This is a genomic window from Panacagrimonas perspica (assembly GCF_004364935.1).
GTDB lineage: Bacteria > Pseudomonadota > Gammaproteobacteria > Nevskiales > Nevskiaceae > Panacagrimonas > Panacagrimonas perspica.
On the sequence record NZ_SOBT01000009.1, the window covers coordinates 552,977 to 566,641 of the forward strand.

At 66.5% G+C, this 13,665-nt stretch carries 14 protein-coding genes; 8 read left to right on the plus strand and 6 right to left on the minus strand.

Features of this window, described 5'->3' with window-relative positions; all coding sequences use genetic code 11:
- Positions 1-63 precede the first annotated feature (63 nt).
- Positions 64-1,035: a Nudix family hydrolase gene (locus DFR24_RS13990; protein WP_162851212.1), complete on the plus strand. Its 972-nt coding sequence runs from the start codon at positions 64-66 to the stop codon at positions 1,033-1,035.
- Here the strand turns inward: DFR24_RS13990 and DFR24_RS13995 are convergent.
- Positions 1,011-1,223 (minus strand): DNA gyrase inhibitor YacG, encoded by a 213-nt coding sequence (locus DFR24_RS13995; protein ID WP_133882017.1) that lies wholly within the window; start codon positions 1,221-1,223, stop codon positions 1,011-1,013. The two genes, DFR24_RS13990 and DFR24_RS13995, sit on opposite strands and share 25 nt — an antisense overlap.
- A gap of 166 nt (positions 1,224-1,389) precedes the next feature.
- On the opposite strand from DFR24_RS13995, the gene ppnP reads away from it, so the two are divergent.
- On the plus strand, positions 1,390-1,701 hold the full coding sequence (gene ppnP / locus DFR24_RS14000; RefSeq protein WP_133882018.1) for a pyrimidine/purine nucleoside phosphorylase: 312 nt from the start codon (positions 1,390-1,392) through the stop codon (positions 1,699-1,701).
- On the opposite strand, the gene rmuC is transcribed toward ppnP, so the two are convergent.
- Positions 1,689-3,221, minus strand: coding sequence for a DNA recombination protein RmuC (rmuC, locus tag DFR24_RS14005; RefSeq protein ID WP_133882019.1), 1,533 nt, complete (start codon positions 3,219-3,221; stop codon positions 1,689-1,691). The genes ppnP and rmuC overlap by 13 nt on opposite strands.
- A 217-nt stretch (positions 3,222-3,438) precedes the next feature.
- On the opposite strand from rmuC, the gene metK reads away from it, so the two are divergent.
- Genes metK through metF form a run of 4 tightly spaced genes read left to right on the plus strand, consistent with a single transcriptional unit; the run spans position 3,439 to position 7,419 of the window.
- The gene (gene metK / locus DFR24_RS14010; RefSeq protein ID WP_133882020.1) at positions 3,439-4,671 is read left to right on the plus strand and encodes a methionine adenosyltransferase; all 1,233 of its coding nucleotides are present in this window, start codon (positions 3,439-3,441) and stop codon (positions 4,669-4,671) included.
- Positions 4,672-4,695: 24 nt separating this feature from the next.
- Positions 4,696-6,138 (plus strand): adenosylhomocysteinase, encoded by a 1,443-nt coding sequence (ahcY, locus tag DFR24_RS14015; protein WP_133882021.1) that lies wholly within the window; start codon positions 4,696-4,698, stop codon positions 6,136-6,138.
- Between the two features lie 7 nt (positions 6,139-6,145).
- A complete protein-coding gene (locus tag DFR24_RS14020) occupies positions 6,146-6,571 on the plus strand; it encodes a GNAT family N-acetyltransferase (RefSeq protein WP_162851213.1) in 426 nt (141 codons plus the stop codon).
- Positions 6,568-7,419, plus strand: coding sequence for a methylenetetrahydrofolate reductase [NAD(P)H] (gene metF / locus DFR24_RS14025; protein WP_246051661.1), 852 nt, complete (start codon positions 6,568-6,570; stop codon positions 7,417-7,419). The genes DFR24_RS14020 and metF overlap by 4 nt, the downstream gene beginning before the upstream one ends.
- Positions 7,420-7,495: 76 nt before the next feature.
- Here metF and DFR24_RS14030 read toward each other — a convergent pair whose 3' ends face one another.
- The gene (locus DFR24_RS14030) at positions 7,496-8,233 is read right to left on the minus strand and encodes an SDR family oxidoreductase (RefSeq protein ID WP_133882024.1); all 738 of its coding nucleotides are present in this window, start codon (positions 8,231-8,233) and stop codon (positions 7,496-7,498) included.
- A gap of 153 nt (positions 8,234-8,386) precedes the next feature.
- Positions 8,387-9,385: an aldo/keto reductase gene (locus DFR24_RS14035; RefSeq protein ID WP_246051662.1), complete on the minus strand. Its 999-nt coding sequence runs from the start codon at positions 9,383-9,385 to the stop codon at positions 8,387-8,389.
- Positions 9,386-9,564: 179 nt separating this feature from the next.
- Here DFR24_RS14035 and DFR24_RS14040 point away from each other — a divergent pair, with 179 nt between their 5' ends.
- Positions 9,565-10,512: an AraC family transcriptional regulator gene (locus tag DFR24_RS14040; protein ID WP_133882025.1), complete on the plus strand. Its 948-nt coding sequence runs from the start codon at positions 9,565-9,567 to the stop codon at positions 10,510-10,512.
- A 75-nt stretch (positions 10,513-10,587) separates the two neighbouring features.
- Here the strand turns inward: DFR24_RS14040 and DFR24_RS14045 are convergent, their stop codons facing one another.
- Both DFR24_RS14045 and DFR24_RS14050 read right to left on the minus strand, forming a co-directional pair.
- Positions 10,588-11,115, minus strand: a complete 528-nt coding sequence (locus DFR24_RS14045; RefSeq protein ID WP_133882026.1) for an NUDIX domain-containing protein — start codon at positions 11,113-11,115, stop codon at positions 10,588-10,590.
- Positions 11,112-11,582, minus strand: coding sequence for a YiiD C-terminal domain-containing protein (locus DFR24_RS14050; protein WP_133882027.1), 471 nt, complete (start codon positions 11,580-11,582; stop codon positions 11,112-11,114). The genes DFR24_RS14045 and DFR24_RS14050 overlap by 4 nt, the downstream gene beginning before the upstream one ends.
- A 239-nt stretch (positions 11,583-11,821) precedes the next feature.
- On the opposite strand from DFR24_RS14050, the gene DFR24_RS14055 reads away from it, so the two are divergent.
- Positions 11,822-13,546, plus strand: a complete 1,725-nt coding sequence (locus DFR24_RS14055) for a patatin-like phospholipase family protein (RefSeq protein ID WP_133882028.1) — start codon at positions 11,822-11,824, stop codon at positions 13,544-13,546.
- Positions 13,547-13,665: the final 119 nt, after the last annotated feature.

A 13,665-nucleotide genomic window follows, 5' to 3' on the forward strand; every position in this document is an offset into this window, starting at 1 on the left:
TGCGGTCACTCGATATGCGAGCGAGAGGTTGGATGTGACGGCGCCGATGGAAAGCGCATTCGCGTGAGTTCGTCGGCGCAACCCAAGCCGCACATCCACGTCGCCTGCGGCGCACTGCGCGATGCCGACGGTCGCGTGCTGATCGTCGAGCGTCCGGCCGGCAAGATCGCGGCGCTGAAGTGGGAATTCCCGGGCGGGAAGATCGAGCCCGGCGAGACGCCGCGCGAGGCGCTGGTGCGCGAGCTCCAGGAAGAGATCGGCATCGTGGCGCAGGCCTGCCGCCCGCTGATCCTGTTCACGCACGAGTACAAGGAGCGCATCGTCACCCTGCACACCTGGCTCATCACCGGCTGGGACGGCGAGCTCGATGCGCGCGAAGGGCAACGCTTCAGCTGGCAGGCGCCCGATGCGCCGCACACGCTCGACGTGCTGCCCACCGTCGACCCGATCCTGCGCGCCCTGCGGCTGCCCGAGGATTACGTGTTCACACCGCCGGATGCGGATGCCGACCGGATTCGCGCCGGCATCCCGAAGCTGCCGCGTGGTGCGCTGCTGCGCCTGCGGTTGCCCGGGCTCGGCGACGACACTTACGAGGCGCTGGCCGCGTCGCTGTGCGCGCCTGCCGCCGCTGCAGGCCTGCGGCTCGTGCTGGATCGTGACGAAGCCATGGCCAGGCGGATCGGCGCTGCCGGATTGCATTACTCGCAGGCGCGTCTTGCGTCCGCGCCGTCATCGCGGGACGACACCGCGCCCGCACCGCTGCTGCGATTCGCCTCCTGCCACGACGTCGACTCGCTACGTCACGCAGAACGCGTCGGCATCGACGGCGTCGTGCTCGGCAGCGTGGCGCCCACCGCAACGCATCCGGGCGGCGCGACTCTGGGCTGGGACGGATTCGCGGCGCTCGCCGCGCAATCCAATCTGCCGGCCTACGCCATCGGCGGCGTCACGCCCGCGGACAAGGGCCGGGCTTTTGCGGCCTACGCGCAGGGCGTGGCCGGCATCTCGGCCTACTGGAGCCGGTCAGGGTCCTGAGGGCTGGATGGCGCGTCGTCGAGGTCCGCGTCGGATTCCACGACCGGGATCGTGTGCTTTTCGGCGAACCACTCGCCGAGGTCCAGCAGCTTGCAGCGCTCGCTGCAGAACGGCCGGAAACGATTGGTCTCGGCCAGCGAGGCGGGCTTGCGGCATTGCGGGCAGCGCCCGGCGGGGGGAGAGGTCATGCGAGAAGTTTATCCGCCAATCCAGCAACACCCTGCCCGTAGCCCGGGTGAAACCCGGGGCTTTCCTCGCAGATCGAGCAGGATCCCGGACTTCGTCCGGGCTACGGGGCGCGCAGCCTTCTCCCGGTTCAGAATAGCGCCCCTTTCTCCAGCGTCCTCACCCGCCATGTCCCAGTTCGATCAGGTTTCCGTCCTCAAGAAGGCCAACGTCTATTTCGACGGCAAGTGCGTCAGCCACACCGTGCTGCTGGCCGACGGCACGCGCAAGAGCATTGGCGTGATCCTGCCTTCAAAGCTGACGTTCACGACCGGCGCTCCGGAGATCATGGAGCTGATCGAAGGCCGCTGCCGCGTCACGCTCAAGGGCGAATCCGCGGCCAAGGACTACGCCGGCGGCCAGTCCTTCAGCGTGGCGGGCGACTCCTCGTTCGATATCGAAGTGCTGGAGCCGCTGCACTACGTCTGTCACTTCGGCTGATCGGATCCCGGCGGGTCTTCGGGCGCCGCAAGACCCGCCGCGTCGTCGGCGGAGGCGCCTTCCACCCACGTCATCGGCAAGACCTTGCTGGGTTTGACGCCGAGCTTTCGCAGCTTCTCGGCCTGGCCGATGAGGTTGCCGCTGCCGTCCCGCAACTTCCGGCGTGCATCGCCGAAACTGTGCTGCGCCTGCTCGAGCCGCTTGCCGACCTCATCGAGATCGGCGACGAAACCGACCAGCTTCTCGTAGAGCTTGGCGCCCTGGTTGGAGATGTCCTTGGCGTTGCGGCTCAGGTCTTCCTGGCGCCAGAGATTGGCCACCGTGCGCACGACGAACAGCAAGGTGCTCGGGCTCACCAGCAGCACGTTCCTTTCCCACGCGTGCTGGAACAGCTCGCTGTCGTGCGTCACGGCCACCGTGAACGCCGGCTCCAGCGGTATGAACATCACGACGAAGTCGAGCGACTTCAGGTCGTACAGGGTCTGGTATTGCTTGTCCGACAGACCCTTGATGTGCGCGCGGATCGACATCAGATGGCGCTTGAGCGCCCCGGCGCGCTCGCCGTCGCTGTCAGCTTCGGTGAAGGCGCGGTAATCCGGGAGCGTCATCTTCGAGTCGACGACGAGAAAACGCTCGCCCGGCAACTTGATGACGACGTCCGGGATCGAATTTCCCTGCCCTTCGGCGTTACCGACACCGCTCTGGCGTTCGTAGTGCTGGCCGCGCATCAGGCCGGCCCTCTCCAGCACGTCGTCGAGAATGATCTCGCCGAAATTGCCCACCGCCTTGCGGTCCCCCTTCAGCGCGAGCGTCAGGTTCTGCGCATCCTGGCTGAGCGTGTTGTTGAGCTGCGTGAGCATGCGCACCTGCTCGCCAAGCGCGCTGCGTTCCTTGGTTTCGTTGACGTAGACCTCTTCGACCTTGGCCTGGAACGCGCGGATCTTCTCCTGCAGCGGATTGAGCATCTGGCTCAGGTTGGTCTGGTTCTGCTCGGTGAAACGCTTGCTCTTCTCTTCCAGCAGTTCGTTGGCCAGTTCCTTGAACTGCGCCGACATCTGCTCGCGCGCATCGGCCAGCAACTGAAGCTTCTCGGAAGCCTGGGCGCGCTCCCATTCGAGCTGCTTGGTCATTTCGCGCTCGGCCGACTTGGCCTCGACCACTTCGGCAAGCGATCGCTCGCGCAGCGCGGCGGATGACTGCAGCCGCTCCTCGCTGGCCTGCTGGGCCTGGTACATGCCCTGCTCGAGCTCGGTGATGCGCCGAGCGCGCTCGGCGAGATCTTCTTCGGCGCGCTGGCGCAGTTCGAGCAACCGCGTTTCCTGCGCCTCGATCCGGGTCTCGGCCGCTACCGCGCGCTGACTTTCGGTCGCCACCTGCGCCTGCGCCTGCAAGAGGCTGGCTTCGACCTTGCGGCGAGCCAGGAACTGCATCACGACGAACACGCCGGCCAGCACGACGACCAGTCCGAGCAGGATCAGCACGTAGATCAGGGGAATGGCGGGAGTTTCGGCAGCGGTCATGGCGGCACGAGCTGAATTTTCTGCGAGTCTGGGAGTCTGCCAGACAGTCCGACGTGGCCGTCACGTCGCGGTCACGTCCAGCCGTCGAAACTGCGGTTCGTGCCGATGGGCGGCGATGTGGTGGCCGCCGTCATCAGCTACGATATTCGCCTATCCGCATACGCGGATGCTCGCCGAGTCTCCTTCTATCAAAGCCCTGCTTTCCCGGGAGTTGCCGATGTCCTCTTACCTGTTCACGTCCGAATCCGTCTCCGAAGGCCACCCCGACAAGGTCGCCGACCAGATCTCCGACGCGATCCTCGACGCCATCCTGGCGCAGGATCCGCGCGCACGTGTGGCCTGCGAAACCCTGGTCAAGACCGGCGTCGCCGTCGTGGCCGGCGAGATCACGACCACCGCGTGGGCCGATTTCGAGACGATCGCGCGCCGCGTCATCACCGGCATCGGCTACGACAATTCCTCGGTCGGCTACGACGGCGCCACCTGCGGCGTCCTCAACTTCATCGGCAAGCAGTCGCCCGACATCAACATGGGCGTGGACCGCAAGAAGCCCGAGGAACAGGGCGCTGGCGACCAGGGCCTGATGTTCGGCTTCGCCTGCAACGAGACGCCGGAACTCATGCCGGCCCCGATCCACTACGCGCATCGCCTCGTCGAGCGCCAGAGCAAGGTGCGCAAGCAGAAGAATTCGCCGCTGGCCTGGCTGCGCCCGGACGCGAAGTCGCAGGTCACGCTGCGTTACGACGGCAACAAGATCGCCGGCATCGACGCGGTGGTGCTGTCCACGCAGCACGGCCCCGAAGTCAGCCTCAAGAAGCTGCGTGAAGCGGTGATGGAAGAGGTGATTCTGCCGGTCCTGCCGAAGAAGTGGATCGACAAGAAGACCAAGTTCCACATCAACCCGACCGGCAACTTCGTCATCGGTGGTCCGGTGGGCGACTGCGGCCTGACCGGCCGCAAGATCATCGTCGACTCGTACGGCGGCTATGCCCGTCACGGCGGCGGTGCGTTCTCGGGCAAGGATCCGTCGAAGGTCGACCGCAGCGCCGCGTACGCGGGCCGCTACGTCGCCAAGAACATCGTCGCCGCGGGCCTCGCCGACAAGTGCGAGATCCAGGTCAGCTACGCCATCGGCGTCGCCGAACCGACCTCGATCTCGGTGACCACGTTCGGCACCGGCAAGATCGGCGACGACCACATCGAAAAGCTGGTGCGCAAGCATTTCGACCTGCGCCCCTACGGCATCATCAAGATGCTGGATCTCATCCACCCGATGTACGAGCTGACCGCGTCCTACGGCCACTTCGGCCGCAAGCCGTTCGAGCACACGTATCACTGGGAAGAGAGCGTTGGCGGCAAGACGGTCAAGAAGTCCACGACCCACACCGCCTTCTCGTGGGAAAAGACCGACAAGGCCGCGCTGCTGCGCGATGCCGCCGGCCTCAAGTAAGCGACATCTTCCGGAGTCCACGCCATGAATGCCGTTCTCAAGCCGCAGACGTTCACCGACTACAAGGTTCGCGACATGTCGCTGGCCGAGTTCGGCCGCAAGCGCATCCGCATGGCCGAGGAAGAGATGCCCGGCCTGATGTCGATCCGCGCGAAGTACGCGCCGCTCAAGCCGCTCAAGGGCGTGCGCCTCACGGGCTCGCTGCACATGACCAAGGAAACGGCCGTGCTGCTCGAGACGCTCGGCCACATCGGCGCCTCGGTGCGCTGGGCCACGTGCAACATCTTCTCGACGCAGGACGACGCGGCCGCGGCCGTGGCCGCCGCCGGCACGCCGGTGTTCGCCTGGAAGGGCGAGACGCTCGAGGAGTACTGGGACCTGACGATGGACGCCGTCACGCACACGCTGCCCGACGGCACGCTCACCGGCCCCGAGCTGGTGGTCGACGACGGCGGCGACGTGACGCTGCTCATTCACAAGGGCTACGAGCTGGAGCAGGGCGACAAGTGGGTGGATTCGCCGAGCGACAACCACGAAGTGCAGGTCATCAAGAACCTGCTCAAGAAGGTCGCCAAGGAGCGTCCGGGCTTCTGGACGCGCGTGGTCAAGGACTGGCGCGGTGTGGCGGAAGAAACCACCACCGGCGTGCATCGCCTCTACCAGATGATGGAGCAGGGCAAGCTGCTGGTGCCCGCCATCAACGTCAACGACTCGGTCACCAAGTCGAAGTTCGACAACCTCTACGGCTGCCGTGAATCGCTTGCCGACGGCATCAAGCGCGCCACCGACCTGATGATCGCGGGCAAGGTTGCGTTCGTGGCCGGCTACGGCGATGTCGGCAAGGGTTCGTCGCACTCGCTGCGGGGTCTCGGTGCTCGCGTGATCGTCTCCGAGATCGACCCCATCAACGCGCTGCAGGCGGCGATGGAAGGCTTCGAAGTGAAGCCCATCGAGGACGTGCTCGGCTTCGCCGACATCTACGTCACGACGACGGGCAACAAGGACATCATCACCCTCGAGCACATGAAGGCGATGAAGAACAACGCCCTGGTGTGCAACATCGGCCACTTCGACAACGAGATCCAGATGGATCGCCTCAACGCCTCGGGCGCGGTGCGCGACACCATCAAGCCGCAGACGGATCGCTACACGTTCAACGACACGGGCAAGAGCATCTACGTGCTCGCCGAAGGCCGCCTGATCAACCTCGGTTGCGCGCACGGCCACCCGAGCTTCGTGATGTCCAACTCGTTCTCCAACCAGACGCTCGCGTCGATCGACCTCTGGAAGAACAAGGACACGTACAAGAAGACCGTCTACCGCCTGCCCAAGAAGCTCGACGAGGAAGTCGCCGCGCTGCACCTCGATCAGATCGGCGTGAAGCTGACCAAGCTCACGCAGGCACAGGCCGATTACCTCGGCGTGCCGATCGAAGGCCCGTACAAGCCTGACCACTACCGCTACTGAGGAACGGGTGGCGGGGGACTGGTCCATCGCGGCGATCGCGGAACAAGAATCCGCGACCGCCGACGCGATCATCGAACTGCTGAAGGACTACAACCAGCAGTTCATCGGTCGCGCGCCGTACTCGACGTTCCGTCTTGCAGCACGTGACACGGAAGGCCGCCTCATCGGCGGCCTTCTCGGCGAATGGCGCAGCTACTGGCTGCACGTGGACATCCTCGTCGTCACCGAGCCCTATCGCCGCAGCGGCCTGGGTTCGGCGCTGATGGCGGAGGCCGAGCGCGAGGCGCGAGCCAAACAATACAAGGGCATCTTCCTCGACACCTTCGAGTTCCAGGCGCCAAGGTTCTACGAAAAGCTCGGCTACACGCGCTTCGGATGCATCCAGAACTACACCGACGGCTTCGATCGTCACTTCTACGAGAAACGCCTGTGAGCGCCGCCGGTCCTTCGTACTCCTTCGAGCTGTTCCCGCCGCGCACGCCGGAAGGCGCAGCCAAGCTGCCGGCCGTCGTCGCCAAGCTCGCATCGGTCAAGCCCTCGTTCTTCAGCGTCACCTACGGCGCCGGCGGATCGGACCAGGACGGCACCTACGAAACCGTGTGCCGCGTCGTGACCGACACCGGCATCGAGGCGGCACCGCATCTGACCTGCGTGGGCTCGACGCGCGCGAAGGTGGCCGAGCTGCTGGGTCGCTACAAGGCCGCGGGCGTGAAGCGCATCGTCGCGCTGCGTGGCGACCTGCCGGCGACATCGCATGGAACCGAAGCGCCGGGCGAGTTCGGGTACGCCAACGAACTGGTCGAGTTCATCCGGGTCACGCACGGCCGCGACTTCCAGATCGAAGTCGCGGCCTATCCCGAGATGCACCCGCAAGCCGCAAGCCCCGAGGCGGACTTCGCCGCGTTCAAGCGCAAGGCCGAGGCAGGCGCGGATACGGCGATCACGCAGTACTTCTTCAACGCGGATGCGTATTTCGATTTCCAGAATCGATGCGCGCGCGCGAACCTGAAGATTCCGATCGTGGCCGGCATCATGCCGATCACCAACCACGCGCAGCTCACGCGCTTCTCCGCCGCCTGCGGCGCCGAGATCCCGCGCTGGATCCGGCTGCGCCTGGAACTGCTGAAGGACGACAAGGCCGCGATCCTCGATTTCGGCACCGAGGTGGTCACGCGGCTGTGCGAGACCTTGATCAAGGGCGGCGCGCCGGGAATCCACTTCTACACGCTGAATCAGAGCGAACCGACGTTGCGCTTGTGGCGGAATCTGGGCCTGTCGTAGCCCGGGTGCAGTCCGGGGTCCCCCTCGATCAGCGACGGAAAGCCCCGGACTTCGTCCGGGCTACGGTGGCGTTTCCTCAATAAGGGCTCGCCGTCGGACGCACGATGATCTCGTTCACATCGACATCGTCCGGCTGCTCGATCGAGAACGCGATGGCACGGCCGATCGCTTCGGGCGGGATCGCGATCTTGCGGAATTCGCGCATGCCTTCCTGCATGCCCTCGTGCGTGATCGTGCTCGCGAGCTCGGATTCCGTGACACCCGGCGAGATCACCGTGACGCGCACGTCGGCGCCCACTTCCTGGCGCAGGCCTTCCGAGATCGCCAGCACGGCGAACTTCGTCGCGCAGTAGACGGCGGCGCCGGCGAACACGGCGTGTCCGCCGATCGACGAGACATTGATGAACTGGCCGCTCTTCTGCTTCTTGAAGATCGGCAGGCCCGCCGCGATGCCGTGCAGCACGCCGCGGATGTTGACGTCGATCATCTGGTTCCACTCGCCGACCTTCAGCGCATCGAGCGGCGACAGCGGCATCAGGCCGGCGTTGTTGATGATCACGTCGATCTTGCCGAAGGCCTCGTGCGCGTCGTCGACGAAGGCCTGCATGTCGTCGAGGTTCGCCACGTCGAGCCGGCGAAAGCGCGCTGATCCACCTGCGACCTTGATCTCGGCGGCGAGCTTCTCGAGACGATCCGTGCGACGCGCGCCCAGCACGACGTGGGCACCGCGCTGTGCGAGCAGACGGGCGGTGGCTTCGCCGATGCCGCTGCTGGCGCCGGTGATGAGGACAACCTTGTTCTGGATGCTGGACATGGAAATCTCCCGCGAGGTGGATGAAGCCTTGTTCGGGCGAGCGCCGGCGTAGCCCGGGTGCAACCCGGGACTCGCGCTCTGACGATGAGGGACCGGCCCCGGGTTGCACCCGGGCTACGCGCGGCGAGGATCCGTCGCGCGCGCGACGACGCCTCAGACGTTGAGGCGACTCATGAAGGCCTCGGGATAACGCGCTCCCACGACGTCGCTCGACGACAGCACGGCCGCGATCTTCTCGAGGTCGCCGGCGGTGAGCTGCACGTTCGCGGCCGCTGCGTTCTCGTCGAGGCGCGCGATGCTGCGCGTCCCGGGAATCGGCACGATGTCCGGCGCCTGGTGCAGCAGCCAGGCCAGCGCGAGCTGTGCCGGCGTGCAGCCCTTGGCCCGCGCGAGTTCCTGCACCGCGCGAACCAGCTTGAGGTTGTGATCCAGCGCCTCGCCCTGGAATCGCGGATTGCTCAGGCGCCAGTCGCTGGCGTCGAGATCGCCGGCCTTCTGGATCGCACCGGTCAGAAAGCCCCGGCCGAGCGGGCTGTACGGCACGAAGCTCACGCCCAGTTCGCGGCAGGCCGGCAGCACGTCGGCCTCGACGTCGCGCGTCCACAGCGAATACTCGGTCTGCAGTGCCGTGATGCGGTGAACCTTGGCCGCACGGCGCAGCGTGGCTTCGGAAGCTTCGGACAATCCGAGGTAGCGCACCTTGCCGGCCTCGACGAGCCGAGACATCGCGCCCACGGTGTCCTCGATCGGCACGCTCGTGTCGACGCGGTGCTGGTAGTACAGATCGATGTGATCGACGCCGAGCCGCTTGAGGCTCGCGTCGCAGGCCGAACGCACGTACTCCGGCTTGCCACTGATGCCGATGAAGCTGCCATCGGCGGCGCGCACGTTGCCGAACTTGGTCGCAATCACCACGTCCTTGCGTCGCGTCTTCAGCACCTGGCCGATCAGCACCTCGTTGGTGAACGGGCCGTACATGTCGGCGGTGTCGAGAAAATTCACACCGATGTCGATCGCGTGGTTCAGCACCGCCAGATTGGTGGCGTCGTCGGCCGGACCATAGAAGTCGGACATGCCCATGCAGCCGAGGCCGATGGCGGAAACCTTGAGCTCGGAACGGCCGAGCGTGCGTTGCGGGATCTGTCGGTTCATCTGGAGCTCCTGTTCGTTTTCAATGCCTGCTGCGGTGAAAGCAGAATAGAAGGGGCACCGTGACCGCAGTTAGCCCATTGCTGCCGGATGATTGCCTGATCCTGCACATCGTCCTGGCGCCCCTTCCGCGTGCAAGGCCCGCGCGTATCATCGATCCGTCTCCCCAAGGAGCGAACGCCATGAATACCAAGGTTTCCAGGCTGATCAGCCTCGGCGCGGGTCTCGAAGCACAGCAGGCCGAACTCGCCGACCGCATTGCCCGAAACGCACCCGGCGAGGGCATGCACGAATGTGCAATCCCCGGCGTTGGCCTGCTGCGTTTCAACTCGCCCTCGCAGCCGACGCCGTCGGTCTACGAACCGAGCCTGTGCATCGTCGTGCAGGGCCGGAAGATCGCGCATCTCGCCGACGAGACCTACACGTACGACCCGCTGAACTACCTGGTCGTGTCGATGACGCTGCCGGTGATGGGCCAGGTGATCGAGGCCACGCCCGAAAAGCCCTACCTGTGCCTGCGCATCAACATCGACACGGCGCTGATCGGTGAACTGCAGCAGCAGGTCACCACGCCGGCACCGGATGCCGCGGCCAGCGGCCGTGCGATCTTCCTGGCCCGTACCAGCGCGCCGCTGCTCGATGCGGTGCTGCGCCTCGTGCGCCTGCTCGACACGCCGGAAGAAGCCGCGATCCTGGCGCCGCTGGCCCTGCGCGAAATCCACTACCGCGTGCTCGCCGGCGAACTCGGTCACCGGCTGCGCGAGCTGTGCGTCATCGACAGCCAGTCGCAGCGCATCGCACGCGCCATCGAACTTCTGAAGCGGCGCTTTCACGAATCGCTGCGCATCGAGGAACTCGCCGCCGCCGCGCACATGAGCAGCTCGTCGCTGCATCACCGCTTCAAGGCCGTCACCGCGATGTCGCCGCTGCAGTTCCAGAAGCACTTGCGGCTGCAGGAAGCGCGGCGCCTGATGATGATCGAGAACATCGAGGCCGCGTCGGCGGCACATCGCGTGGGTTACGAAAGCCCGTCGCAGTTCACCCGCGAATACCGGCGCCTGTTCGGCGCCCCGCCGCGGCAGGAAGTGGAGGCCGCGCGCCTCGCCGGCCGGCTCGCCGTCGGCGGATAACGTAGCCCGGACGAAGTCCGGGTTTCACTCGAGTGCGGAACGCAACCCCGGACTTCGTCCGGGCTACGGGATGGTTCAGCCCGCCCCGCGCACCCAGTCCACCGTCTTCGGGTCGAAACCCTTGCCGCGCAACCAGTCACGCAGCGCGTAGCCGGTGCCGGCGTCCCAGTACCTGGCTTCCTCGAAGGTCTCGTACTTGTAGTCGTTGAGTTCTTCGTTGAGCTTCACGGTGCCGGTCGCCGGCACGTGGTACGCGATGATCAGCTGGTTCATGCGACGGAACTCGTAGATGCCGACGAAGTTCGCGCACTGCGGTTCCAGATCCAGCTCTTCCTTGACCTCGCGCATGACGCCCGTCACCGGGTCCTCACCGCGCTCCAGGAAGCCGGTGATCAGCGCGTACCAGTCCTTCGGCCAGGCGATGTTGCGCGCCAGCAGCACCTTGCCCTCGTGCTCGACGATGGCGGCCACTACGGGAACGGGGTTGTCCCATTGGACGAAGCCGCATTCCGGGGTCACGCAGGCGTTTCGCTGCATGCCGCCGGTGTGGACCATCTGGAGGGTCTGGCCGCATTGCGGGCAGTAGATATAGGGACGGCTCATGCGGCGGGCTTCCGGGTCGCAGGGGTTTCGGGGAGGAGTGCAGTGTAGACGCCGTGGTGGCGCGCGACCTCCACGTCGCCCACGCGGATCACCGTCGTCAGGGCCTGGCGTGCGCGTCCGTGTTGGCGGAAATACTGGATCAGCGCATCCAGATCGTCACCGGCGCACCGGCTTTCCACCGTGCAGTCGGCCGTCGCCGGCGCCAGGAATTCGGTGCGGCCTTCCTTGCCCACCAGCTTGGTCTCCAGCCCGGCCCGCACGAACGCCGCGTGCAGCAGCATCCAGCCGCCCACCAGCCCGACGGCCGCCAGCGCGCCGCCGAAGACGGTGCCATGCGGATTCACGTTGGGCGCCAGCGGCAGGTGCAGCAGCAGGTGTTCGCGCCCGGCGCCCTGCACCCGCAGGTCCATGTGGCGGCTGAGCGGGATGTGCGTGTGCAGGTAGCGTTCGAGTTCGTCGGCGGTCATCCGCAGACGCTATCCCGGTGCCGCACGCGGCTCAACCGCGGCACGGGGACGGGCGCTAGACTCCGGGCATGGACGGGGAGCCCATCACGCGGATATCGGCGACAGCGGTCGTGCCCGTCACGCGCGCTCCACGGCTCCCTTCGCGTCGATAGCCCGGAGCGCCTGCCCTGGACATCCGTTCACTGCTGGCGCAGACCCATCTCTTCGTCGCGCTGTCCAGCCCCGCGCTGGATCACCTCGTGGCCGCCACCCGCGTACGTCATCTGGCCAGCGGCGAAACACTGCTGGGCATCGGCACTCCGGCGGACAGCTTGTACATCGTCGCCGTCGGCCGGCTGCGCGTGGCGCTGGAGAACGGCGCGATCGTGAACGACGTCGGCCGGCTCGAACCGGTCGGAGAGATCAGCCTGCTTTCCGGTGAAGCGCGCACCGCCAACGTCTACGCCGTGCGCGACACCACGGTGCTGGAGATCAGTCGGCTGGCGCTGTACGAGGTCTTCGCGCAGCACCCGTCGGCGCTGCTCGCGATGAGCCGGATGATCATCCAGCGCCTGCGCCAGAACCAGCGCGCGGCGCAGCTTGCTTCCGTGCGCCGTTCGCGGTCCTTCGCGCTGCTGCCCGCGGGCCCCTCGGTGGATGTCGAGACCTTCGCCGACGCGTTGTGCCGCGAACTCGCGCCCGCGGGCAGCGTCGAGAAACTCGATGCGGCCACCGTCGATTCGGCGCTCGGCGCCGGCAGCGCGCAGATCGCACCGGGCGCCGAGGGCGAGGAACGCCTGATCGAGTGGCTGCAGGCGCACGAGCTCGAGCATTCGCACCTGGTCTACGTCGGCACGCCGGATCGCGGCCAATGGTCGCGACGCAGCATCCGCCAGGCCGATCGCGTGCTGGTGCTGGCCAATGCCGCCGACGATCCGGCCACCAGCACCGTCATCGCCGATCTGCGCGCCAGCGGCCTGCGCGTGCCGGTGAACCTGGTGCTGCTGCGCCCCGAGGGCGCCACAGAGCGACGCGTGCTCGAGTGGCGCGAGGCCACCGGCGCCAGCGCGCACTATTTCGTCCGCCCGGGCACGCCGCGCGACATCGGACGTCTGGCGCGCAGCCTCACCGGCCGCGCCGTCGGCCTGGTGCTCGGCGGCGGCGGCGCACGCGGCTTTGCGCACCTGGGCGTCCTGCGCGCGCTCGAAGAACTGAAGATCGACGTGGACGTCACCGGCGGCTCGAGCATGGGCGCCTTCATCTCGGCCTTGTGCGCCTGCGGCCACAGCAGCACGGAGATCCTGCGCCTGACGCGCGAGACGTTCGTGACCCGCAACCTGCTCAACGATTATCTGTTTCCCAGCGTCTCGCTGATCCGCGGCCGCAAGTTCCTGCGCCGTCTCGAGGACATCTTCGGCGACCGCCGCATCGAAGAACTGCAGACGCCGTACTACTGCGTCTCCACCAATCTGACGCGCGGCACCGCCTGCATCCACGATCGTGGTCCGCTGCACCTGTGGCTGGGCACCAGCATGTGCATCCCCGGCGTGGCGCCGCCGGTGGCCTACAAGGGCGAGCTGTACGTCGACGGCGCGGTGGTGAACAGCCTGCCGACCGACGTCATGCAGGCGCTCGAGCGCGGGCCGATCATCGCCTCCGATGTCAGCACCGAGGGCGGCATCGCCGCGCCCGGCATCGAAGGGCCCGATCCCGAAGGCCTCTTGAAGTGGACGCACAGCGAGAAGCGGCCGAGCCTGCTGTCGATCCTGTTCCGCACGGCGACGCTGACCAGCGAGTCGGGCGTGTCGGCACGCGCCGCGCGCGCCGACCTGTACCTGCGCATGCCGGTGCTCGGCATCGGCATGTTCGACTGGAAGCGCATCGACGAACTGGCCGAACGCGGCTACGCGTACGCGATGGAGAAACTGCCGCCGTTCCGCGACTCGATGGACCTCAACGGCGGACGTCCGTCCCATCCAGGCTGAGGACGGCGGAACCGCTTCGCAGGCTGCCCGGCCCTCAACCTGCATCCTGCAAACCGCAGCCCGGACGCTCCGCGGGCCACCGGATTTACGAATTGCAAGATGTTGATTTGTATAAAACA